Origin of the sequence: Paenibacillus sp. JJ-223 (assembly GCF_927798175.1) — a bacterium.
GTDB lineage: Bacteria > Bacillota > Bacilli > Paenibacillales > Paenibacillaceae > Paenibacillus > Paenibacillus hubeiensis.
On sequence record NZ_CAKMMP010000004.1, the window covers coordinates 354,370 to 379,257 of the forward strand.

General features: G+C 43.1%; 23 protein-coding genes. 3 read left to right on the forward strand and 20 right to left on the reverse strand.

The window, feature by feature from the left end:
• Positions 1 to 69: 69 nt before the first annotated feature.
• On the forward strand, positions 70 to 612 hold the full coding sequence (locus tag L6H98_RS10160) for a hypothetical protein (RefSeq protein ID WP_236414798.1): 543 nt from the start codon (positions 70 to 72) through the stop codon (positions 610 to 612).
• Positions 613 to 618: 6 nt separating this feature from the next.
• Positions 619 to 1,011, forward strand: a complete 393-nt coding sequence (locus L6H98_RS10165) for a hypothetical protein (protein ID WP_236414799.1) — start codon at positions 619 to 621, stop codon at positions 1,009 to 1,011.
• Between the two features lie 959 nt (positions 1,012 to 1,970).
• Here L6H98_RS10165 and L6H98_RS10170 read toward each other — a convergent pair.
• The 9 genes from L6H98_RS10170 to L6H98_RS10210 form a co-directional block, all read right to left on the reverse strand.
• Positions 1,971 to 3,596: a leucine-rich repeat domain-containing protein gene (locus L6H98_RS10170; RefSeq protein ID WP_236414801.1), complete on the reverse strand. Its 1,626-nt coding sequence runs from the start codon at positions 3,594 to 3,596 to the stop codon at positions 1,971 to 1,973.
• Positions 3,597 to 4,028: 432 nt separating this feature from the next.
• Positions 4,029 to 4,817 (reverse strand): hypothetical protein, encoded by a 789-nt coding sequence (locus L6H98_RS10175; protein ID WP_236414803.1) that lies wholly within the window; start codon positions 4,815 to 4,817, stop codon positions 4,029 to 4,031.
• A gap of 61 nt (positions 4,818 to 4,878) precedes the next feature.
• Positions 4,879 to 6,672 (reverse strand): ATP-dependent helicase, encoded by a 1,794-nt coding sequence (locus L6H98_RS10180; RefSeq protein ID WP_236414805.1) that lies wholly within the window; start codon positions 6,670 to 6,672, stop codon positions 4,879 to 4,881.
• Positions 6,665 to 8,644, reverse strand: a complete 1,980-nt coding sequence (locus L6H98_RS10185) for an AAA family ATPase (protein WP_236414807.1) — start codon at positions 8,642 to 8,644, stop codon at positions 6,665 to 6,667. Before L6H98_RS10185 ends, L6H98_RS10180 begins: the two co-directional genes overlap by 8 nt.
• Positions 8,645 to 9,098: 454 nt before the next feature.
• Positions 9,099 to 10,037: a hypothetical protein gene (locus tag L6H98_RS10190; RefSeq protein WP_236414809.1), complete on the reverse strand. Its 939-nt coding sequence runs from the start codon at positions 10,035 to 10,037 to the stop codon at positions 9,099 to 9,101.
• A gap of 278 nt (positions 10,038 to 10,315) precedes the next feature.
• Complete coding sequence (locus tag L6H98_RS10195; RefSeq protein WP_236414810.1) at positions 10,316 to 10,651, reverse strand: hypothetical protein; 336 nt, start codon at positions 10,649 to 10,651, stop codon at positions 10,316 to 10,318.
• A gap of 396 nt (positions 10,652 to 11,047) precedes the next feature.
• The gene (locus tag L6H98_RS10200) at positions 11,048 to 11,902 is read right to left on the reverse strand and encodes a GIY-YIG nuclease family protein (protein WP_236414813.1); all 855 of its coding nucleotides are present in this window, start codon (positions 11,900 to 11,902) and stop codon (positions 11,048 to 11,050) included.
• Positions 11,903 to 12,532: 630 nt separating this feature from the next.
• Positions 12,533 to 13,324, reverse strand: a complete 792-nt coding sequence (locus L6H98_RS10205; RefSeq protein ID WP_236414815.1) for an RNA methyltransferase — start codon at positions 13,322 to 13,324, stop codon at positions 12,533 to 12,535.
• Positions 13,325 to 13,361: 37 nt separating this feature from the next.
• The gene (locus L6H98_RS10210) at positions 13,362 to 14,024 is read right to left on the reverse strand and encodes a TrkA family potassium uptake protein (RefSeq protein ID WP_236414817.1); all 663 of its coding nucleotides are present in this window, start codon (positions 14,022 to 14,024) and stop codon (positions 13,362 to 13,364) included.
• A gap of 130 nt (positions 14,025 to 14,154) precedes the next feature.
• Between L6H98_RS10210 and L6H98_RS10215 the strand changes: the two genes are divergently transcribed.
• On the forward strand, positions 14,155 to 14,388 hold the full coding sequence (locus tag L6H98_RS10215; protein ID WP_236414819.1) for a small acid-soluble spore protein SspI: 234 nt from the start codon (positions 14,155 to 14,157) through the stop codon (positions 14,386 to 14,388).
• A gap of 348 nt (positions 14,389 to 14,736) precedes the next feature.
• On the opposite strand, the gene L6H98_RS10220 is transcribed toward L6H98_RS10215, so the two are convergent.
• From L6H98_RS10220 to L6H98_RS10270, 11 genes are all read right to left on the reverse strand, one after another.
• Positions 14,737 to 16,320 (reverse strand): peptide chain release factor 3, encoded by a 1,584-nt coding sequence (locus tag L6H98_RS10220; protein WP_236414821.1) that lies wholly within the window; start codon positions 16,318 to 16,320, stop codon positions 14,737 to 14,739.
• Positions 16,321 to 16,670: 350 nt separating this feature from the next.
• Positions 16,671 to 17,069 carry a DoxX family protein gene (locus tag L6H98_RS10225; protein WP_236414823.1) on the reverse strand — a complete coding sequence of 133 codons (399 nt, stop codon included), beginning with the start codon at positions 17,067 to 17,069 and terminating at the stop codon, positions 16,671 to 16,673.
• Between the two features lie 387 nt (positions 17,070 to 17,456).
• Positions 17,457 to 19,007 carry a glucose-6-phosphate dehydrogenase gene (gene zwf, locus L6H98_RS10230; protein WP_236414825.1) on the reverse strand — a complete coding sequence of 517 codons (1,551 nt, stop codon included), beginning with the start codon at positions 19,005 to 19,007 and terminating at the stop codon, positions 17,457 to 17,459.
• A gap of 157 nt (positions 19,008 to 19,164) precedes the next feature.
• Positions 19,165 to 19,926 carry a YwmB family TATA-box binding protein gene (locus tag L6H98_RS10235; protein ID WP_236414827.1) on the reverse strand — a complete coding sequence of 254 codons (762 nt, stop codon included), beginning with the start codon at positions 19,924 to 19,926 and terminating at the stop codon, positions 19,165 to 19,167.
• A 239-nt stretch (positions 19,927 to 20,165) separates the two neighbouring features.
• Positions 20,166 to 20,846, reverse strand: coding sequence for a response regulator transcription factor (locus tag L6H98_RS10240; RefSeq protein WP_290371435.1), 681 nt, complete (start codon positions 20,844 to 20,846; stop codon positions 20,166 to 20,168).
• Positions 20,809 to 21,897: a sensor histidine kinase gene (locus L6H98_RS10245; RefSeq protein WP_236414829.1), complete on the reverse strand. Its 1,089-nt coding sequence runs from the start codon at positions 21,895 to 21,897 to the stop codon at positions 20,809 to 20,811. The genes L6H98_RS10240 and L6H98_RS10245 overlap by 38 nt, the downstream gene beginning before the upstream one ends.
• A 33-nt stretch (positions 21,898 to 21,930) precedes the next feature.
• Positions 21,931 to 22,578: a cell wall-active antibiotics response protein LiaF gene (gene liaF / locus L6H98_RS10250; protein WP_236414831.1), complete on the reverse strand. Its 648-nt coding sequence runs from the start codon at positions 22,576 to 22,578 to the stop codon at positions 21,931 to 21,933.
• A gap of 151 nt (positions 22,579 to 22,729) precedes the next feature.
• A complete protein-coding gene (locus L6H98_RS10255) occupies positions 22,730 to 23,443 on the reverse strand; it encodes a PspA/IM30 family protein (protein WP_236414833.1) in 714 nt (237 codons plus the stop codon).
• A gap of 1 nt (position 23,444) precedes the next feature.
• Positions 23,445 to 23,948 (reverse strand): PspC domain-containing protein, encoded by a 504-nt coding sequence (locus L6H98_RS10260; RefSeq protein WP_236414836.1) that lies wholly within the window; start codon positions 23,946 to 23,948, stop codon positions 23,445 to 23,447.
• Between the two features lie 19 nt (positions 23,949 to 23,967).
• On the reverse strand, positions 23,968 to 24,204 hold the full coding sequence (locus L6H98_RS10265; RefSeq protein ID WP_236414838.1) for a PspC domain-containing protein: 237 nt from the start codon (positions 24,202 to 24,204) through the stop codon (positions 23,968 to 23,970).
• A 6-nt stretch (positions 24,205 to 24,210) separates the two neighbouring features.
• A complete protein-coding gene (locus L6H98_RS10270; RefSeq protein WP_236414841.1) occupies positions 24,211 to 24,876 on the reverse strand; it encodes a PspA/IM30 family protein in 666 nt (221 codons plus the stop codon).
• Positions 24,877 to 24,888 lie beyond the last annotated feature (12 nt).

Genomic DNA, 24,888 nt, shown 5'->3' on the forward strand with positions numbered 1-24,888 from the left:
GATAGCTCAGGCACTGCAAGATTCAAAACATCTGGATCGGTAGATTACATTAGGAGAGGAGTGAAACCTATGGCCTATCGACTAAGTCATAAAAAGAAATGCATATTCGTCGCCATACACGTTATTTCTGCATCTTCGTGGATTGGCGGTACATTGGGGATGCTCCTGCTGGGCCTATATTTGTATAGCGCTGCAAATGGAGAGCAACTGGCCTACACATTGGCCAGCATGGAAATCATTGACGAGAACTTGCTCAAATATCCGGCCCTGATGACTTTGCTGACCGGCATCCTGTTGTCGATATGGACGCAATGGGGGCTCGTCAAGCATTACTGGATCGTCATCAAATTGATTCTTACCTTAACCACGATCCTTATCGGTATCTTTTTCCTGAATCATTGGACAGCTTCTCTTGTGGATATGGTCAGCGAAACAGGATTTGCAACCTTGCAGGATCATAACTTCCGGTCGAAATGGTTAGCGATCTTACTCACGGCAAGCTTCAACTTATTATGCCTGTTTATCATGGTGTTCATCACTTATTTTAAACCATTCGGGAAAATCAAGAAGAGACGCGCTACCAACTCATATAAACCATCGGAGAGGAACTGATATGGAATGAGAACCAAAGACATTTTGAGGGAAAACTTGCTTTTGATCCTCGGACTAGGTGCTATAGCACTTATTAGACCTATTATGAAAATAACCGGGGTAATGGACTTAATCGGTCAATCATTCGGGAGCATTCTAATGACATTATTCATTTCCTTGACTTGGCTGATTATCGTCCTGATCAGGAAAGTTTCCGCGCCAGTAACCATTCTGATCGGAGCGGGTGTTTGTTATGCTTTTTTCGCAATTCTGCTTAGCGGCATCTTATCTCCCGTGCTTGATGGTAAATTACAGGGTCCTTTAACCAATCCTCTTACCATTGCAAGTGTCTTTGCGACAAATGCAATATGGGGATTCATTATTGGCGGAATAGCTAAAACGCTAAGTCGTAAAAGCTAAATCCAACACGCCTTGCCTTCTATAATCGCCAGGTATTCAACCACATATTTGCGATTGCTGCGTCCGCCTTCATACGCAACGCCGGTACGGACTTCTCGCCCATCCGAAAATGCTTATTTGGCTTCTATCCCATTGGTAGAAGCCGTTTTTGGATATATACACTGTAAAAAAAAGTTATAATCGAGTCGATAAAAACAGCCCTAAAAAATGAAATTATTAGGACTGTTCAAGTTAACAAAAGCTATTAAGTTGTAACTAGGCAAGGAGATGTTATCTCACTTTTATCTCACAACAGCAACATGTCAGTTTTACACCATCCTGTAAAAAACTAAAAATAACTGTCCCCAAAACACCCTCTCTCCAATCTCCCCCAATCCCTTCCCCCACAAGGCTTCATCGCCATTTTCGAGATAAAAATTCGTGTCCCAAAAACGCTGAGAAAAAGACCTGAAAACTGGAAAGAAACTGGTTCAATTGTGAACGAACACGACTAATAATTCGTGTCCCTGAAAGGATAGAGAAATGACTGAGAAAAGCAAAGATCAGCATTTAAAACGCCTGGGTAAGAGCCTGGGAAATGCGCCTGAGTAAAACCGTCCCACCTACCCAAAAGACTTGATTAGACTGGGTTCCTGCTTGAATATCTATTCGAGATTTGGATGAGAAACCCCTGCTGTGATGCTTTCAGGGATGAGAAAAAGACTAGAGAAATGGTTGGGACAATCGTCAACCAGGTTCCAGTCTTTGGTGGTTTGGGGACAGTTAATTTTAGTTAGGGACAGTTAATTTGAAATTGGACAGGAATTATTAGTTAGTTAAAAGGAAGTTGCGTTTTAATATCTCTTCATTCTTACTTCATAAATTTACTTAGAGTTATTTAATTGCAGAAATCTTAACCAATACTTTACTAATACGGCTATTTCATCTACACTGAATCCTTTTTTACTCTATGATTCCAACTATATAGAGTTAGACGCGACGTTTTGTCTGTCATACCCAAAATACTCTAAACCAGGAATTTTTTCTTTTATTCTCTCGCAGTCTTCTTCACTCACACTGTTTCCGCTTATAGTTAAATGCTTCAGGTTTCGCAGATTAAAGAGTGGTGATATATCACTAATTTCATTATTATGAAGATACAATGTATTTAACTTTTTCAGTTTAGACAAAGCCCTAATATCTTTAATTTTGTTAGAAGCAATATCCAATATTTCTAAATTTATCAACTCCTCTAAACCGCTTAAATTTGAAATATTATTTTGGAAAACAGAAAGATATTCGAGCTTCTGTAAGTTTTTAATTTTTTTTAATGATTCTATATTATTCGCATGAATTCCAAGATATTTAAGCTCTGTTAATTCTGATAAAAAGGATATATCATACAAATCGGTTCTGCCAATATTTAAAGATTCTAATTGAGTCATTGTGGATAGTAATTCTAAATTTTTTCTTTTTGGAATAGTATCGTCTTCATTTTCCATCCCTGAACCTTGAATAGATAATATTTTTAAATGCTTCAATTTAACAACATCCAGTATATTTATATCCAAATATATTGGAACCTCTAATTTTTCTAAAGGCAAATATATTTTTTTTAAATAATCAGCATCTCCATTCAAGTTTTCAAGAAGCATAATGAGGTTTTGAATCGATTCCAAATCTTTATTTTTTCTCTTTAAAATAAAATCACTTCCGTAATAGGTCTCAATATAACCTTTGATCTTAATATACTCATTCAAATACATATCATCATTAAATTCTATTGATTTATTAATTACCAATAAAAGATATTTTTCTAATAAGTTTTCATTTATATCTTTCTTTCTGTAATACTCTATATTTATTTGGTCATCTATAAATTTTATGAATACAGACACTTCTTTGATGAGTAGACTAATTTCTTTAGTGGAAATATTAATCTGATTGCCTTCTTTATTTTTCCCATTCCTATGCACAATATCATGTCTTATCTTTACAACCTTGATCAATTCTGATATGTCTGAGAATTCAATATTAAGCACTGATTTAAACATCTTTCTGACATTAACTAAGTTATGAAAAGTAATACCTAATAATTTGTCACTAACTTTTTCTTTTGATTTTTCAACCCATTCAAAAATATCAGAAATCACAACTTTTTCATTTTTGTAATCTAAATCATTTTCAATGTATTTTCTCAATAAGCTATTATCATTTAAAACGAGGAAAATAAAAACATCAGAAAGATATGTTTCCATAGCTGTGATCGCATTAACGTATAGCATCTTATTCAAGGTTGATTTGTTTTTTTCATCAATAATGAATTCGTTTGAAAGATTAGTTATGATGTTAATATTTTCAACAAAAACATTATAGTATTCAGTATTAGTAAAAATAATATCCTTTAAATACTCGTCCAAATCTTTATCTGCTTTTTTTCCATTACAAACAGTACATATAGTAACCCAACTATCAATATCATAATCTGCTCTCTTATCAACACAATCAATCAGCAACAATTCCTCTTCCAACTTCTTGCTGCAATATTTACAAACGCAAAAATCTCTTTCGAATATATCTTTATTTGTAAAATTCAATTCTTCCATAAATATCACTTTTACCTATAAATAAAAACATAATAACCTTATAATCTGTGATAATCAAGAATGCTACATGATGATTCCCCATCCATCTGGATACTATAATCACTCATAAGAGTTTCCTGAATTATTATGGTTAAAAACAATCAAGTTTCTATTCATAATCAATCTATATCCAGTAGATGCAAAGCTGATTTCGTGGTTTTCGCAATATATTAAACCGAGTCGTTACTATTATTTAACCCTTACGTAAATGGTTATCGATGCAATCACTTGATCGCTTTGATTAATCACAACAAATATCATCTGAGTGTTCAGCTATTTACTTTGTATCCGCCTAATTAAAAGTTTTTGATATGATATAATTTCATCAATTTAAATATCCAAGCTCGGTTTCCGAATAACTGTGAACAGGCTATTTGAGTTCTATAATCATTATCAACCTTCTTGAATATACGAGTAGTCCTCTGGTATTAATTTCAACCACTCATCCCAATTAATTTCAGGGAATATTAAATTTAGATTAAAAGAGTTCTGTTCAAACAGCTCAAGCGTTTTTGGATATTGATTCACGTACAGGTTCCAAGTTGCACTATATTTTGTACTCACTTTAGGGTTACTATGATTTCGCATATTCTCAAAAATAAATTTAATATGGAGGGTTTCTGCCATAACATCTCTTGTTAATCCTAATTCATTAATTAGCCAGCCATTTGAATGTCCTTCATACTCTAATCGGTGAAGATTCTGAGTTACGAATACAAAATTTAGATCATCGCTGTAACGCTGTGTCCGAAAAATATTATTTGATGCATTGCAACGATCAGTTATAAACAACCCCGTACATGGTATTTCCTTTTCCATGAGATATGCATCGATAAGTGCAGCTCCATAAAAACAAGGAATTTGATTAATTTCATAATTAATAAATTGCCCATATGTTATTACAGCTCTGAAGGTAATGTTCCTACCAATAAGTCTATGTTGAAGATCCTGAACAAACTCACATAGGAACATCACTGTATATGCTTTTGTTTTTTCGTCTGGAGTAGGAAAATTGTTGTATATTAATATCGTATCTGAAAAGACAATTGCCTTAAAACTATCATGTTGATGTACATTGAGACTGGCAATTACTTGATACAAATCTTTAACTTTATTGATATCATTATCGACCAGGTCTTTGAAACCTAAAATGTCTATATATAATAAGTATTTATCATCCATCTGCTTTCTCCTTTGATTCAATAATCAGATTACAAGGCTTGTGAAATTATGAGAATAGACACTAAGCTCTAACCATTCCATTGGAGTCAGGAACAAATTGTTTGATGTTCATAGTTGTCAATTTTTTTTTAGCTTCTTTGTTTAATGGTGGACAAGCTATATACAAAAAATCCTTCGCTCTACTCAATGCAACATATAGAATACGAGTGTCATCTTCGTTAGAATCAATATCAGGATTAATAATTTGATTAACTTCATCAATATCTGAGAGATATAGTAGCACAGATTGAAATTCCATCCCTTTTGCCTTATGAATAGTTCGTATATCTGATGATTTTTCTTCTGGCAAGATAAGATTATCTAAAAGTTTCTTTATGGATGTTGCATCGGAAAACTCTTTAATTTTCCCCCTTGTAATCTTCTTAATTCCATAGTTCTTAGTCTTTAACGTTTGGAATAAACTTTCATAAAAATCATATAAAGAGCCATTATAAAACTCATCCATCCTTCCAGCCATAAATTCAAGCAGATCCACTGCCAAACTTCGTTTCTTTATAGAGCTAATATGTTGACTCTCCTGAAAAGGTTCTTTTAAAAACCCATCTTTATCAGTTCTAAATACTTTTATGAGTTCCTTTACTCCTGCCTCTTGTCGGTTATCTTTAATCGATTTATACGCAGTAAATATCTTTTTAATAAACCTTTCCCTATTAGCATCTACTTCATTAAAAATCGACCAAATGTCCTCAACCTCAGCATTTCGAAGTCGCTTTACCGTGTCATTATTACGAGTCAATATACAATAATCTCCGTCAAGCCCAAACCTACTTCTCAATTCATGAAAGCTTGTTACGCTTATGTCTGTCGTTTCACTACATTCATAAAAATAAACATCAATCTCACTATCATCCCTTGTAGGCTTTTGCTCCAGCTCGTCGCCACTTCTAATGCAATTCAGAAAGTCTACAATTTTACTACCGCATCTCCTATTATTCTCTATTGAATACGTAGTTTGATTTGGAAGAGTAAATGAAATAAATTCCTGACGCGAAGCTCCCTGAAATTCATAAATAGATTGAGCTGAATCTCCGATTACACCAATTACAGAACCAGCATTGCTTAGCTTCTTTATAATTTCTGTCTGGATCGGATTTGTGTCCTGAAATTCATCTATAAATATATACGGATATTTAGAACTTAAATGTTCAAGTAGAACGGGATATTCCTCAAGAATTTTATAAGCGAAATAAAGCACATCCTCGTGATGAATTACGCCCTCTTTCCAAAACTGCTTCTTATATAAGAGCATTTCTTCTGACCGTATGCTATACCTTCCGATCTTGCTTAGATAGAATTTTCTTGGTTTCAATTTAATTTCACCATCTTCAAGCTTCCAATCCAAGTTTTCTAAGCATTTCTTGATCTTTATTTTATCAGTCAAATAGCTTCCATTCTTCGCTTCTTGTTGCCAAACGTATATCTTACCTTTTGTAGCTATGTTATCGTCATGACCATCCAACTCTTCAATATTAACCAACGTATTTCCGTTGTCATCTTTCATTAGATAAATATACGGCTTAACAATATTCGCATAAAGAAAACTATGGATTGTTGATACTTCAACTTTATTCTGATTGGTTCCCAAACGCTTTTGGATCTCTTCTCCTGCTACAGTTGTATATGTAATGCATGCAATTTTTGATGTGGACGTAAGATTCCTCACATTTTGAAGAACGTTCAGAATGTGCATAACAAGCCAATGTGTTTTTCCCGCACCAGGACCAGCGATAACTTTGAAATGATTCGTTAACTCTGAAATCCTTTCATCGGAAGAGATAACCCTGACCTTATCCATTACGTTCCTCCAATTCGTTTCTATAGCACACCCACTCAAACGCTCCTTTAATATGCGTGGGCACATTAATAACAGTAGACCTATTGTCTTGTATCCTGCTTGCTAATTCGAATGCCAGCTCACCCTTTACGCCTTGAGCATGAATCAAAAAGCTTGAGGCAAACTTTGCACGCTCCTTTTCCTTCTCAACCCAGGTACACACGCTCAATTCTTTTACCTCTACGATCTCAACATCATCTGTAAATAAAAGCTCATTTTCAGAATTATCCCATGCTAAATCATATTCAAATGTTTTCCCTTTTTCTGATTTATAGAATACCTTAACGTTTGGACTTGCTATTGTCTGTTCGTTAAGATTTCTTACTGCACCTGATATCGGCTTATAGTCAAAAATATCAGGACTACTGTCTAAATCAAAAGGCCAACATTTCTTCCAACTTCTTCGTTCTCCATCTTGCCTTTCCTTAACGATTTTTGATGGGTCAGAGTCTATAACACAGCTTACTCTCTTTTCCAAAGCATACTCTCTGTTTTCTGATTTAACCCCTGCACCATATAGTTTAATAAAATGTTTAAATGTTAGTGCATCAACCCGAACAAGAGCTACATGATGCTTGTCCAGATCACAATTCACCTTTTGAGCTAAAATCGGTAGTAAAATTAATTCAGCCATCCCTTCAACCAATACGACTGACTTCGCAAACAACATGGCTGATTTAGTTGCATCCAAAAATCTTTCTACATATTTCCTTGATTCCTGATCTTCATTACTTTCCGAGAAAACTTTACTGGGATACTTTGCAAATACAGGCTTCCCACCTTCTTTTTCCAGGCAGATGATCGGTTTCAACCCAACAGCAGAAGTAATCTGCGTGGAATGTGTTGTTATAAAAATTTGCCTACTGAAACTTTGATGATCCATCTCATCCTTCAAAAATTTCAAAAAATTGTACTGAAGAGCTGGATGAAGATGTGCTTCTGGTTCCTCAATTAGTAGAATAGGAAATGTCTTTGCATTTTCGCCGTACTCGGGGGAAGTTATCATTTTGAATTTCGATAATATCAATGAAATATAAATGAGATTGTTATAACCCATTCCATTATTAATGATCGGGATCTCGATTCCAGTCTGATCTCTAATGATAAGCCGTAAGGCTGACAATACATCTCCTTCCTGTAGATTCCCATCTAAAGCAGGTACGCCGCCAACAGATGCACCCGTTTTTTCTGCGAATTCTAAGAATTCTTTCTGATTTACCCGTCCAACAATATCATCAACTAATGAACGAGAGAGATGACCAAATTTATCATTACCAACAGTTCCATTTTGACCATCAGTCTTTTCACTATGATCCACAGCATGCATTGCTTTATCTTTAAAATGAGTGAGCAGTTGTTTCAGCAGGGTGTTTTTGCCTGTAAACATGTTGCTCTCAACATCACGAAGCGCATCTAATGTCTCACAATGAATTTTATCCAAATATTCAGGCTCAGCACGATTTTTATTAACAATATTCCCACCATAGATTCTTGTAACGTATCGTTTTAGATTTCTTTCTAACAAGAACCAACGTTCTTTTGGTGTAGATAAATTAGCACTTTCCTCAATATATTTTTTTTGATCCTGCTCTGGAAGGAAATATTTAAAGGTTAGCTCTGCCTCCCACGGTGTTTCCAATTTCGTAAGCCAGCTTGCAACTATAGCCTTATCATCCATAGTATCTGTATTGGAGGATCTAAGCGTTGCGGTAATTGTTATTTCTGGTGGGGTTGATACATCAAGGCTTTTATTAAAATCGTCTATGGTAGGCGCTTTGGCACTTCCTCTTTTAAAAAGAAACTCCAATGCTCTGATTACTGTAGTTTTCCCTGCATTATTACCGCCGATTAATACATTTAATCCTTCGTTAAATTCAACAGTAAAGTCTTGAAAACACCTAAAGTTTTGGATAGTTAGCTTAGAAATATACAAATAACCCTTCCTCCTTGGCCTCTCATTTCACCCGCTATAGGAAATGAGAATACTATACTTCACTAAAACTCTATTATTAAGCCATACGCAGTCTGTTCGCATTAGAATGATTTATTGCATTCATCTTAAAATTCAATCAATACCCAAAAATTTCAAAAAAACCAACCATTCTTATTGATTCGACAAATGGTACAAATGTCCTCCAAAAAAATAGGTATAATGTACTTAAAATTTCCGAAAACGTTCCTTTTCGGAATAAATAACGATTTGGTATCTGACATAGAGAGATGAACGCCGAATTATAGGTTAGAGAAAGACTGAATTTTTTGTGTAAAACAAAAAAGCCGAACGAATAATCAGGAATAAACACCTGAAATTCATCGACTCGACAATCAACTTATTATTCTTATGGACTTTCTGTAGAAGAAAACTCTAATTATAATTGAAATTAACTTTAACACCCAATAATTGGTTCAAGGACATCCTCACATAAATGCTGTAGCCCTTCTAATTGTAAGCAATTAGAACGATGATTAAAGAATAATGTAAGGATAATGGTAAGTTTCTTGTCTGGAAGAATTAACTCAGCTATCTCATACGATTTCCCATTTCTCAAAGTCTTTTTCGTGAATGTTAAATTTTCATTTCTGAAAATGAATTCCAACAGTTTCTTCTTAGCGTTCATATCTCCAACACCGATTAGTGTTGAGAAGGGGAATGTAACAAATACTTTCCTAATCAGCTCAGCACGATTCCATAGCATCTTGGAATACTCGTCGAGTTCTTCTTTTGCCAATTTACCGTTGTTTAATTCAGTTATTTTTTTCAAATTTGCATTAGCTAATTTGAAAGCTGAAATGTACTTCTTTTCGTCAATTCCATCGTATGGCCAAACATCCTCTGTAGAGCGAGGCAAGGGTCTCCAGTCTACTAATCCTGCCTTAATTTTAGTCTTGTTTGAATATAAGTGTTCTTTCAACTCTTGTATTTGATTCCATTGATTATTTAGAAGGTTTTTCTTAACATTGAACCAATTTTGATCCTTTTGTTCAAAATGCAATAGCATCCTTGCTTGGAATTCTAAGAACGGAGAAGCTGGAGGTGGAGGTGGGGCAACAGGTGACAGTCCACTTGCAGTTCTTATTTCATTCGTTATCCTTCCCAGGGTTAAGTACCCATCATGACTTGTTTCATCCCAATACCCCAGTCTCCAATCATTATCAATCCACGTATTTGGATCATATCCGTAAAGCTGACACCTTCCTAAAACTGCTTCAATTGGGTAGCCTCCCAGTCCTTCTTCATTTCCAAAAAAGACTACTTCTGCTTCATTAAAATTCCCATACCCAAACCAAGGTACTAATCTTTCAATGTGATGAGATTCCAATTTCACTATATGCCGCTCCTGTCCCGAATAAATATACAGCTATTGAACTACATTTCGACGAGAAACCAAAATATCCCTCCTATGTTGGGAATGATCGTCACACTTACAAAACTGCAATTCTTTCAACGATTTTATATTGCGGAAATCTTATTAAGGTCATGCAAATATTCCTCTGTTTGAATCAATTTTTAGTATGTATCCTTACGCTTCGAGTGTCTTTTCTTCATGAATTCGCCTTGTCTAAATAAATTAGTTTGAAGTTTTGAGCTCCTGTTACTTCTGCTTCAATGCCCAGGTTCGACTTTTTGATCTCTTCTTAGTACAACCCAACTGGCTATTCGTCCTTTTTGTATACCTACTAATTTGATCTTAATCCGTGGTAAAAACCTTCTCTTACGATGACTTATCTGGCTTAGATTCTCTTTTAAATAATCTATAAACTCAGAAGTATTGCACATGTATTTTTTCGCCAAATCCATGGCTAATAGCGGTTTATCGCATATTTTAATGAAATCATTTTCAAATGCCAAAGGATGATAGACATTATACTTATTACTACCTGTAATATGAATAGCTGGTTCATCTACTAAATTAAAATCAAAGAAATAGTCATCAGTCATTCCCCAACCATGTACTCCTGATGAGTAGTGGTTGACTTTTTCTTGAAAGTGAACTGATATATAAGAAGCTATAGCATTAACAACTGTATGACATTGTGATCTTTTGGGTTCACATGGTACAGGTAATAAATTGTAGCAATCTACCATCCAATCATCATAAACGTTAATAATTTCCTTTTCTATAGATTGTAAAAATGTTAGTGAGTTAATGATAATCCCTCCTGCAATAAAGCTGTATTGACTTACGATTTATTTTCTTTTCCCCCTTACAGGGCTATAGTAATTTATCGATAACCAATCTTTAAATTTTTGAGTAAAACACGTTTTCAGACAATATGGTTTCGCCATATAGAATTTACTTAAAATCATATAATTAATCAGTAAATTCATTCAGAATCAATTCCCGTTCAAACCAAATGCCCGTGACCCCAACTTTTGCTTGTATTTCTGTTCGAAACTAACAACCTCAGTTTGAGTTAATGATTTAGGAAGTGTTCGTAAAATCGAGTATTGAAAATTCTTATAACGCTCTGGATCTACCTGTAATAATGCCATCAATCTTATATTTCCTCCATGTTTTGTTTCAACATAGCTTCTCCAGCGTCCCATAATACCCAGTTTCCCTGATGCCGATCCTACATACTGACTTCCATCGGTCATATCAGTTATTAAATAAACACCTGCAACAGAGGATAGCATGGTGTGCCATATTCTATTTGGATCAGGACTATTAACAATCGTTTGAAGCTCGTCAAAAGCTAAGATCACATCTTCAAAGCCTGGGAATTCCTTAACATATCCAGCAGGGAGTATTTCAATCACTGGCTTCGGATTGTCTTTTCTTAACCACTGGCACCAAGTCCTCGTTGAGGCTCCCCAATCAATAACCAGCCGATCAGCCAAATCATTTAGTAAATCAATCTTCTCGATTTCATAATGGAATAATGTTTGCTCTAATACCTCCATATAGGGGTACTCAGGAGGAACCTCTGCTACTGATTTATTAAATCTTGATTTGCCAATTACTTTGTATGCCCCAATATAGATTGCTTTCGATTGCTCATAACCTAAAAACGAAATGAGATACTCACAATTACCAAATCTATCCTTACTTTGAATACTTTGATAAAAATCGAGCATGCCACGCTTATAAAGATATTTGGTATCATAATTCGGATCTTGATGCCGAACTAACTTTATCGATTTGGAAAGATCCAGCCCTCTCATTGAAAGCAATTCACTTAGTAACACTAATCTCACCTTGCCTTGTCTTCAACATCAGTTAATTATCAATCCAGCTAATGCGATATTCACTTTTTCAGATAAACGAGGTTCACAAAAGCTTTTTTCCAAGTCAGCATCCCTTCACTCCTGCCACCAAAAAACTTATTACTTTGTAGAAAACTAAAAATAACTGTCCCCAAAACACCCTCTCTCCAATCTGCCCCAATCCCTTACCCCACAAGGCTTCACCGCCATTTCCGAAATAAAAGTTCCTGTCCCAAAAACACTGAGAAAAAGCCCTGAAAACTGGAAGGAAACTGGTTCGATTGTGAACGAAAACGACTAATAATTCGTGTCCTTGAAGGGATAGAGAGATGCCTGAGAAAAGCAAGGATCAGCATTTAAAACGCCTGGGAAATGCCTGAGTAAGCCTGAATCAACTACTTTCAATCCCCAAAAGCCTTGATTAGACTGGGTTTCTGCTTGATTACCTATTCGCGATTTGCTTGAGAAATCCCTGCTGTAGTGCTTTAAGAGGAGAGAAAAAGACTGGAGAAATGGTTGGGACATTCGTCAACCAGGCTCCAGTCTTAGGTGGTTTGGGGACAGTTAATTTTAGTAGAGACAGTAAAAATAAAATTGGACAGGAATTATTAGTTAGTGAAACATCCGCTGTCTCATCGCCTCAAACAACAGGACCGTTGCCGCCATCGCGGCGTTCAGCGACTCGGCTTGTCCCTGCATCGGGATGGTGATCGCATCGTCGACCCGTCGGGCCGTGGCATCGGAAATGCCCTTACCCTCGTTGCCGATGACCAGCCAAACGGACTGCGTAAAATCATAACTGTAGCACGAGTGCTCTGCCTGCAGTGACGTGCTGACAAGTCGCACGCCCGCCGCTTTTGCCTCAGGCAGGATCGTCTCCAGGTCGCCTTCCACGATCGGCAAATGGAACAAAGAGCCCATCGTAGATCGAATCGTTTTCGGATTATATACATCGGCAGAGCCGGCACCCAGCACTACGCCTGCCGCTCCGGCGGCGTCGGCACTGCGAATGATCGTTCCGACATTGCCCGGATCCTGCACGCCATCCAGCACAACGACGAGTCCTTTCGCGTCTGACCACAGGTTTTGCAGCGGTTCGCTGCTTTTGCGCACCACGGCAAACACAGGCTGGGGCGTCATCGTATCCGTACATTTTGCAATGACCGCTGGGGAGACGCTAATCCACTCCACGTGCTGAAGCGGCGTTTCCAATCCGGCCAGTTCCTTCGGAATGCCGCGTTCCCCGTCGTAAGCGATGCATTCCAGATCCGCGCCTGCGCGCAATGCCTCCTGCACGAGGTGAATGCCTTCAATCATATATTTATGCTGACGGGTACGATGCTTCTTCTCCAGCAATTGTGCCCATTCTTTCACGCGGTTATTTTGAGGTGATACGATATCCATGATTCCATCCTTCCCGTTCTCGGGTCATTTCTTTCGCTTATTTGGGATACGCCAGCTCCATCTTGGTCAAATGATCCTTGTGGCCCACGATAATGAGCACGTCCCCTTCTTCGATTCGATCCTCGGCATACGGCGAAATGTTCATTGAGCTGCCTTGGCGAATCGCCATGACGTTACAGCCAAAGCGCGCTCGGATATTCAGTTCCAGCAAGTTTTTGCCGATCATCTGCTCCGAAGCCTTCATTTCGAGAATGCTGTAATCTTCGGACAACTCGATATAGTCCAAAATGTTGGGCGAAGTCAAATGATGCGCAACCCGCAGTCCCATATCCCTTTCCGGATAAATGACCTTGTCCGCTCCGATCTTTTGCAGCACTTTGCCATGAAGCTCGTTCTGTGCTTTAACAATCAACACCGGAACGCCCATATCCTTCAAAATTAGCGTCGTCAGAATGCTCGCTTGAATGTCCTCGCCAATCGCAACCACCACGACGTCAAAATTACGAATGCCCAGCGCCCGCAGCGCTTCTTCGTCGGTGGAATCGGCCGATACCGCATGCGTTACGATATTCGACATCTCTTGAGTCCGTTGTTCGTCCGCATCGATGGCGAGTACGTCAAAGCCCATGCTGCTGAGCGCATTCGCCACACTGGACCCAAAACGTCCCATGCCAATGACGGCATATTGCTTCTTTGCCATTAGGGTCTAACCTCCCGCTCCGTGCTTCAACATCCTTCGTAGTATACCACAAAGACCGACAAACTTGAATGCGCTCACGGTCTGCAGGGTACAGTATAAGGGCAGCCGAATATACGAGGAGGGACTTGCGATGCCAATTACTTTAAGCCTGCGTGAAGCGATTGTTCATAAGGTTCATGACAAAAGCGATGCCCAGCTCCGCGAAATGATTGAAGGTTCTGTCGACGGCCCTGAAGCGGCCTTGCCCGGACTGGGTGCCATTTTCGAAATGATCTGGAAGAACACCGATCCTGGCAAACAGGATGAACTGATCCAGGTAGCACAACAGCATCTGCACACGATTCCCGTTAAGCCCCTGCGATAATGTCGGGAATGGCCGGGAATAGACTGTCACCCGTTATTACGTTGTTCTGTCTGCACACAGCATTTGCCTGATCGGTCCGAATTATGCTCCGCGGTTCTTAACTTGCGGCATTGTTCAGTAAAGCCGATTGGCTTGGCTTACCGAATCACAAAAACAAGGTACAGCTCTTGATGAGCCGTACCTTGTTTCCTATGAAAGCCCAAGAACTGCACCATCAACTTTATCGGCGGCCGAACTGAATTAAAAAAAGACCGAAACACCCTTCACAGGGGCTTCGGTCTTCCTTTTGTTGCTTTGCATAACACACGTAACTTGTTTTATTAAACGCTACTCCTAGAAAAACGAGGCTTATGGCGCCGTCTCCAGGAATTGGGCGGTTGGGTTTTTGTCCATGGCCGTTCTCATCGCATATTCATTTTCGAACAGGACCACGTAATTTCCTTTTTTGTCCTTCACCAACGCCGAATTGATGCGGAACTTGCTCGGGTCCAGATTCTCGTCAATGATCCAACGGGCGAACTGATACGGCATGCGCTGAAGCTGCACGTCCACGCCATACTCGCCTTTCATGCGGTATTCGAACACCTCGAATTGGAGCTGGCCGACTACGCCGAGCAGCGTTTCATCGAAGTTGACCGTCTGGAATACCTGGATGGTGCCTTCTTCGGTCAGCTGGTCGATCCCTTTTTGATATTGCTTATGCTTGAGCGCATTCTTCACCGTGACTTTGGCAAAAATCTCAGGAGAGAACGTAGGCAGCTCGTCAAAGACGATTTCGCTGCCTTGGCTCAGGGAATCCCCGATGCGGAAGATGCCTGGGTCGAACAAACCGATGATATCGCCGGCGTATGCCTCTTCCACGATATCCCGGTCCTGTGCCAAAAATTGCTGCGGCTGCGACAGCTTGATTTCCTTGCCGACACGAACATGCTTGACGCTCATGCCGCGTTGGAACTTGCCGGATACGATGCGCAGGAACGCAATGCGGTCTCGGTGCGCAGGGTTCATGTTGGCCTGGATTTTGAATACGTATCCGCTGAATTTCTCGTTCGTCGGTTCAATTTCGCCAGCCGTGCTGCGGCGAGGCTCCGGTTTCGGTGCGAGCTGCAGGAAGTTCTCCAGGAACGTTTGCACGCCGAAGTTGTTGATGGCACTGCCGAAAAATACCGGCGTCAATTCACCGCGCTGTACTTTTTCCATGTCGAACGGATCTCCCGCCACATCCAGCAGCTCCAGGTCCTGACAGAGTTGATCATGCAGGTACTCGCCCGCCATCTCGCGGATGACCGGATCTTCATAACCGTCCACTTTTTGCACCTTGATCGTCGAATGGTCGTCCCCTTGGAACAGCTCCACCTGATTTTTCATCCGGTCGTACACGCCGCACAGATCACGTCCCGATCCGATCGGCCAGTTCATTGGCACGGAACGGATACCCAAGACGTTCTCCAGCTCTTCCATCAGATCAAACGGGCTTTGCCCCTCGCGGTCCAATTTGTTAATAAACGTAAAGATCGGAATGCCGCGTTTCGCGCAAACCTGGAACAGTTTGATGGTCTGTGCCTCGACCCCTTTGGCCACGTCGATCAGCATGACCGCGCTATCCGCCGCCGTCAGCGTGCGGTACGTATCCTCGGAAAAGTCTTGGTGACCCGGTGTATCCAAAATGTTGACGCGGTGTCCCAAGTAATCGAATTGCATCACGGAGGACGTTACCGAAATCCCCCGCTGTTTCTCGATTTCCATCCAGTCACTTGTCGCGTGTTTGCTGGCTTTCCGAGCTTTGACCGTTCCGGCGAGGCGAATCGCGCCCCCGAACAGCAACAGCTTCTCGGTTAGTGTCGTTTTACCCGCATCCGGGTGAGAAATGATGGCAAACGTCCGGCGTTTGTCCACTTCCTGTTGTAAAATCTGATCTTCAGCTTTGCTCATTCCCTCTATTCCTTTCGTCCGTTCATTCTAAAGTTCAGTCTCCGGCAGTCGCCGGAAGGTTATTCATCGATATGCAGTCCGGCATTTGCCGGTTGATGTGATCCGCTGGCGTTCAAACCTATGCTTGAACCATTTTACGCATTTACAACGGAGTTCATCCTCCCTGACCTGTTGTATTATTGCATGCCGTTACTTAATATGTGTATTCAACTTTCCTATTGTACCATAATCCCGGCCGAAAATAACCGATTCCATGCCGCAGAGTTCATCCTTTTTCGCAAAAAAAGAGCACCCGCGGCCCGGTTAAGGCTTATGGGTACTCAATCCTGCTTTTGAGCATACACTTCGTATTAGAAAATCAATGCATCCAGGGCATATTGACCGCCGCCTGTAAGTGCCAATGCAACCCCGACGGCCAGAATGGCCAGGTTGTATTCGTATCCGTTTTGCGTAGACCAGTAACCGTTAGCTCCATGCACTTTGACAATGGCAATGACCATCGTGAGCGCAATCAGAACGCCGCCAACCGGAGTGAGCAATCCCAGGGCCAGCAACAATCCGCCGCCAAATTCCGCAAGTCCTGCTAGCAAGGCAACCACCGCACCCGGTTTCATGCCCATCGATTCAAACCAACCGCCTGTGCCTTTAATGCCGTAACCCCCGAACCAACCAAACAGCTTTTGCGCGCCATGCGCCATAAACGACAGTCCAATCACCAAACGAAGCAACAACAATCCTACATCCAACATGCTTTTCTCCTCCTATCAAATATATGCAAAATAGTATTCTTAGAATAAAGATATTATGCTAAAATATTTCCTTCATGAATGATTCTGCTCTGTATCCCCTTCTGCCTTCTGCCGCGTCTTTTTCATCTCATGAATCTTTGGGTGATCCCCGCATCGTGCCGACATCACTTTTTCTTTTGCGTAATCTCTTTATGTCCTGGAATGAGTATATGTTATCTACTTACTTTTTGTCAATAACTTATTTTAGTAATGTTATTACCATTATTATCATCATCGCGAAAAAAGCCCGAAAAACGCATAATGATGCGCTTTCCCGAGCTTCGCATATCCCCTGTCCATACGTTCAACCAAATAGGTTGAGCCGTATTTCATCTATTTTTCACCTGATTAATGATTGAATTGCCACACCACTTCGTCTTCAGCCTGCCCGTTTACCGGCCACCAGTGGAATCCGTCTTGTTCCAGCAAAGCATTCGTTGCTTCCGGTCCCCAGGTTCCTGCCGGGTAGGTGTGCAGTTCCCCCATGTTGTTCGACCAAGCCGCAGCAATGCGATCAACGAAGGACCAAGCCGTCGCAACCTCGTCCCAACGCGTGAAATACGTGGAGTCCCCTTCCGCCGCATCGTGCAGCAAACGTTCGTATGCCTCCGGCGAATTGATGCCGATCATGCAGCTCTGGCAGAAATCCATGGCTAAAGGTTGGATTTCCGAATCCGAGCCCGGTTTTTTGGCATTGATTTTGATATAGATGCCTTCCATCGGATTCACGCGAATCACGAGCAGGTTCGGCTCCAATTTGTACTTTTGACCCAGGTACACGTTGCTCGGCATCGATTTGAACTCCACGACGATTTCGGTCGTTTTGACCGGCAGCCGTTTCCCCGTCCGGATATAAAAAGGAACTCCTGCCCAGCGGAAATTGTCCACGAAGACCCTTGCTGCAAAATACGTCTCGGTCGTGGACTGCGCATCCACTTTGTCCTCTTCGCGGTAACCCGGCAGAGGTTCGCCGCGGAACGTTCCTGCCCCGTACTGGGCCCGAACCACATTCCGGCGCACGTCTTCATCCGAGGAAAACGGGCGCAGCGAGCGAAGCACCTTTACCTTCTCGTCCCGAATATCCTCGGGATACAAACGGCTGGGCGGCTCCATCGCAATCATGGCCAACATTTGCAGCATATGATTTTGCCCCATGTCCCGCAGTGCACCCGAGTGGTCGTAATATCCGCCGCGCTCTTCCACGCCGACCGTTTCCCCGAGCGTAATCTGTACATTGGCAATATGCTTGTTGTTCCAGAGCGGCTCAAAAAAGGCATTGCCAAACCGGATTACTTCGATGTTCTGCACCATTTCCTTGCCAAGGTAGTGGTCGATCCGGTAAATCTCTTCTTCTTTGAACACTTCTCGAATCTGCTCGTTCAACTTCTCCGCCGAGGGCAGATCATAGCCGAACGGTTTCTCGATGACCAGCCGATTCCATCCGCTGCCGTCCAGCATGCCCCCATCACGGAGACTGTAAGAAACGCTGCCGAACAGCTCCGGCGCAAGAGCCAAATAGAACAAACGATTGCCCGGAATGTTGAATTGTTCTTCCAGCCGTGCAGTCTGGACGTTTAACTCCCTGAAACCATCCACATCATTGATATCCAACGAGGTATACTCGAAATGTTCGGCAAACCGATTCCACTTCTCTGTTTCCTCCACAGGGTAACGACAAAATTCCTTGATCGATTCGAGAAGATCTTCTCTGAATTCCTCGGGAGACCGTGGGCGGCGCGCTACGCCAATAACGGCGAAATCCTCGCCTAATTTCCCTTCCCGATAAAGACTATAGATTGCTGGAAACAGTTTCCGGCGCGCCAAGTCTCCGGTCGCCCCAAAAATGAGAAATATTGCGCCTGGCGTCTGAACTTCGTGCTGCATTTGTTTTTCGACCATGAGCTCCTCTTCCTCCCGCAAAAGCGATTCGTATCGCTTCTTTGATTAAGTCGTAGAAGTTACCAGTTTTAGTCAAAACATATGTCATCGCCTGCAGATTTGATGACATTTTAGCATAAAGCATGAATACTTGCATTAATTTTCCTGTTGCTTTCTATCAATATTCAATCGTTATCACCGGGAACCCTACCGTAATTCGATTCTCTTCCCGATTTTGGTCCGTGTGTACGGCCAGCTGCATGTTCAGTTCGCGAGAGGCGCTCGCGATGGAAAGCGGCAGCCCGGGTACTTCGTAAGATACGGCCACCGTGCCGTTGTCCGTATATCGCTCCGCCTCGTGTACATCAAGCCGGGAAGCCATCGCTCGTTCGGCCTGCTCCAGTTGTTCCCCTGCATTTGTCAGCGACGCAGTTTCTACTGGTGTACTGCCCTGCATGGCAAAATTCCACGCCGCCTGGAGCCCTGCTTCGTTCAGCAGCCGCCCGACCTCCTCATGCAGCGAGAGGAATGCGTTCATATCCGATTTCTCATCGCCCGTTAACTGCACGATGAGATAATACTCGCCTTCATCAACGACGGCTGCGTTTACAAGGACCCCCGCCTGCAGCTCTCCCCCTTGCCGTTCGCTGCGGTATACCTCATGTCCCGTTTGAATGGTTTGTTCGGGTTCAGGCAGCCCAAGCTGCCGGGACAATACGGATGCGGCTGTCTGCGCATTTCCCTTTCCCTGACCCTGCCATTTAACGATCATGCGATCCGCTTGATCCATGGCCAAATGGCCGGTATGTATAAGTGCTTCAAGCTGTGTTCTTTCGGATTCAGACTTAAGCGGCTGTTTGTCCGCGTACACCCGACTCACTCCGACCAAAACGATAACCAATGCAAGCATCATGCCCGCTTTCATCCAATGTGCCTTCATGTTCAGCCCGCCTTTTCTATAATCTATCAATCTATCAACAGCATGCCCCGGATGATCCGGCTGTAAACACAGCAACACAAAAAAGCCCAACCTGCCATAAAGAGGATGGCAAATTGGGCTTCCGACCGAGTCAGGAAGGTATACCTGATGATCAGTTATTGCATTTTCTGCAATTAGTGCAGTTTTCGGGTTATCCGTTCATTCGATATGTTCGGCCCTGCTCAAGGCATAGCTCGCTTTTATTCGGCAAGGCCGTTTTTATATGCATAAATCGCTGCTTGCGTACGATCATCCACGCCGAGTTTGGCCAAAATGTTGGTCACGTGGAATTTGACCGTTTTGATGCCGATCACGAGGTCGTCCGCGATGTCCTGATTCGACTTCCCTTGCGCCAACAGCCTCAGCACGTCCATCTCCCGATCCGTAAGCTCTTCATGGGCAGGCGCGGTCGCCTGCGGTTGACGGAAACGGTTCATCATTTTGGAGGCCACCTGGGACTCCAATACAGACTGGCCGCGAGCGGCAGCACGAATGGCATCGGCAACTTCGTTGGCCCTTGACGTTTTCAGCAAATAACTGAACGCGCCCGCCTCAATGACCGGATACATCTTCTCGTCATCCAAATAACTCGTAAGCACAATGACCTTGCATTCCGGATACATTTTAAGCAGTTGTCGAGTTGCCTCGATGCCGTCCATGCCCTCCATCACGAGATCCATAAGCACCACGTCCGGTTTGTACTCCTGAGCCAGGCGAATGCCTTCTTCTCCGCTGCCGGCTTCGCCCACGACTTCAATGCCGTCCTCCGTATCCAGCACCGCGGCCAGACCGATGCGCACCATTTCATGATCGTCCACGAGCAGTACCTTGATCGACGTTTCGTTATCCGATTCCATCTCGATTTCCGTTTCCGTTGCCATGTTCTTCCCCGCTTTCATCGTTCATCAAAGGTATCGTAATCTCAATTCTTGTTCCCTTCCTGGGAGCGGTGACAAATTGGATCGCTCCGCCGATTTCCGTAACGCGCTCACGCATGTTCGCGAGCCCATAGGAGGCCTGCTTCTGGTCATTCAACTCAAAGCCTTGCCCGTCATCGCGAATGAGCACCCGAATCGCATCCATTTTGCGCTGCAGCCGAATCTCCATTTTGTCCGCCTTCGCATGGCGCAACGTGTTGGACATGGCTTCCTGGATGATCCGGAACAAATGGTTCTCAATGCCCTTCACCAAGTGAATGTTGTCATCGATTTCAAGCACGATTTCCATCGGCACTTTCGTTTTCAATTCCATCACCAGGTCGCGAAGTCCCTGCTCCAGCTGTTTGCCCTCCAAGTATACCGGCCTCAAGTGGAGCAATAATGCGCGCATCTCCGATTGCGCGACGGATGCCATCTCTTCGATGAGTGCCACTTGTCTCTGTGCCCGATCAAAATCTTGGCCCATTTTGCGCCCGACTGCCGTCGCCGTCATGGAAATGGCGAACAACTGCTGTGATACGGCATCATGCAGTTCGCGAGCCAAGCGCTGTCGTTCCTCCACGATCGCCGTAATGCGCGCCTGTTCCGCAAGCTGTGCATTATTGGTGGACAAACGCTGCAATGAAGTCACCTGTTCTTCCCACTTTTTGCCGATGCGTCCGAGTTGTTCACTCAGGCGACCCACATCATCCGGGCCGAGATCGGGCACCGTACGGGAAAGCGATCCTTTCTCCCATTGAAGCAGCGTTTCCCGCAGCAGTTCAAGCCTTCGTTTGACGCGGTAGCTTTGGTAAAACCCGAATATTGCCCCGATGGCAACCAGGAGCAATAGCAGCGGCAGACCCGCTTGGAGCAAATGCCGCCAGCCTGCAAAAGGAGCCAAAAAACCATATGTATACAATACATACAAAATGACGGCCAGCACAACGAAAACAAGGAGGATCCCCTCACCCATGCTTCGGGTTACCATATCGGCATGTCGTTTCGTTTTCAACAGGGTCTCCTCCTCTTTGCTTTTATTAACTTACTACGGTTTACTGATGAATAAGTCGCCAACAATATAGGAAATGACAAATTTTGCTTTATGTTCACTGGATTCATATCCAGGAGTTCTCCATACCAGTTTGTTCATCATTCCGCTGTCCTGCTCGCCCAGAAATTGAATGCGCCCGAACAAGACAGAGGCTTCGATTTCGACGCCGTAATCTTCAGGCAAGTTTAAACGTACATTTCCCATGACACCTTGGAGCAGTACGACGGTTTGTTTTTCTTCCGGCAGGGAGAGGGACAGATCGGCATTCACTTCGCCGAGGACATGCCACAGGCTCATGCTGCGCAGCGTCCAAGGCGCACGATCCCAATAATAACGGGCCATAAAGTTTTGTTTGCGCATCACTTTTTGATGCAAATCCATCTTTTTGTTATTCGAATAAAAATAAGCGAGTGAACCAAGCACAATCAAAAACACGATCATTAAGTTGTCCAGCAATAGCAAGCCTGCGCCGATGCCCAGACAACGGTAACCTTTGCGCGTATCTCCTTTGCGGACTTGAAGCATCCCGATCGTTAACAGGATGAGTGCGGCAGCCGTCAGCACGTTAATATGGCGATTCAGCAGCATCACAACGCCGATGGCAATGATCACTACGGCAAGCCATTGCGCTTTTCTGTTCATATCTGCCACACCTCCTCTGTATGCTGGTGAACCCTTGTCGTTGGAAAAGCCATACCAGGCATCTTTCATCCCGTATGGCTTTACCTTTTACTCTACAAACCGTTCTCTATTCACGATCTATAGAATATCATATTGTTTGCTGACCGAACAGTTATTCTTTGGTTGTACCTGCATCATTTTTGGCGCCATTGCCCAATTTGTTTTTGAGGGCTTGCAGCTGCTGGTCGACTTTGAATTGTTTTTCAGCGTCCGCTGGGTTGGTGTACGTTGCGTTAGTCGCATGAGCATTGCGATACGGTGCACGCATTACGTCAGCCTCTGCTTCCATTTGCATGATTTTTTCTTCCATACGGTGGAACCCAAGCGATGCGCTTCCGCTCTCGATCGTATGCAGGCTGTTGATTTGCGACATTTGTTTTTTCGCTTTGGCCATTTGAGCACGGGATACAAGCTCATTGCGTTTGTTGCGCATTTTGTAAAACTCGTCTTTCATGTCATGCAGCTGTTGCAGCAGGTCTTTGGCTTGTGCTTCGGATTGTGCATGCAGCTCGCTGTACTCGGTGATCTTTTGATCGAAATAGATTTTTTCTTCCAGCAGCTTGCGTGCTACCTCTTCCTGACCGTTTGCCAAAGCCGCTTCGGCTTGAGATTCGCGTTGTACGGAAGTACGCTCAGCTTCATCCAGACGCTGCTTCATGCGGCGCTCGTTGGCCATTTGTTTCGCTACCGTTACTTCGGCCTCATGAATTTCGGCCTCCATATCGCGCAAATATTGGTTGAGCATTACGATTGGGTCTTCTACTTTATCCAAAAGATCATTCACCGACGCCTTTGTCATATCCTTAATCCGTTTAAATACTCCCATGTTATTTTTCTCCTTTCTCGTAACGAGATAATTTTTGGCGAAGCTCTTCGACTTCTTTTTGCAATGCTTTTTTCTCGATATCCTTCATCATGGAATCCAGTTCGCTTTCCTGCTGGTTTCCTGCGTAATTGCCGTCATAACGCGTTCCCTGATTAGGTCTGTTGTTATACCCTGGACCCGGTCCGAAACCGCCGGAACCCTGGTTGAACGGGCCTTGGTTGAATGGACCTTGATTGAACGGCCCTCTTGGCGGATGTTGATCGTGACCCTGGAAACCTCGGCCGGGACCTGGCCCGGGGCCATATGGATCATATGGAGGGTAAGGTTCCTTCGGCACAACCAGTGCGGCGATGAAGTAGATCAGTAACGACGTGCCGCCCGTAACGAAGATGCTGATGACAAAGATGATACGCAGCAGCGTAGAATCCATGCCGATCGATTCGGAGATGCCGCCGATTAATCCGGTAAGCATCCGGTCACGCGTTGAGCGATATAGTTTGCTCATGTCGTGTTACTCCTTTCTGTCATTTGTATCCTCTTCCGAAATCAGGGCCGTATCCGTACGACTCACCGGGGTAAGTTTCCTTCGGTACCAACAGTGAAGCGATGAAATAGATCAGCAGCGACGTGCCGCCCGTGGCAAAAATACTGATGAAAAAGATGATGCGCAGCAGCGCGGAACTCACGCCGAGGTTTTCGGAAATGCCGCCGATTAGGCCTGTCAGCCTACGATTACGCGTCGACCGAAATAATCTGTTCATGCTTGGTTACTCCTTTCTGTCGGTATTCAGCTTCTGTCTCAGGCGCTCCAGCTCTTTATCGAGCTGGGAGGATGAGATTCCGCTTGAGGTGTCTCCCTGCCCCATTCTTCGCAAATCCCGAAGACTCTGGGTTTCATATTCAAGATCCGATACTTGATCATCCAAACGATTGAACATGCGAGGAACATTTTGGCCGTTATACTGGCTGCGCTGATTCATCCGCTGCTGCAGTTGAATCGTCTGCATCCGGGCGTAATAATATTGGCGCTTGCTGTATACGGTTTGATATTCAACCTTCAGTTGGTTGATTTGCTCATCCAGTTCCTGCAAAGCGGAGTTGCTTTGTTGGTACAGTTCGTTGTACTGCTCCATCTTTTCTTCGTAGATGATTTTTTCCTGCAAGGCTAGCTTGGCAAGGTGCTCTTCCCCGGCTTTCAAAGCCATCGAAGCTTGCTCCTCCCGTTTGTGTACCATGGCGGCGGCCTGATCGGCCTGTTGTTTCATTTGTCTTGTGTGTGAAGCATACTGGTGACGGAGCTTCTCGGCTTCGCCAATATCCTGGCGGGTCGAGACCAGAAACTGGTCGATCAATTTCACTGGATCCTGACTTTGCTCCAAATGCTCATTCAATGTTGCTACGGTAATGTCCCGCATTCGACGAAATACACTCATTATGCTCTGGCC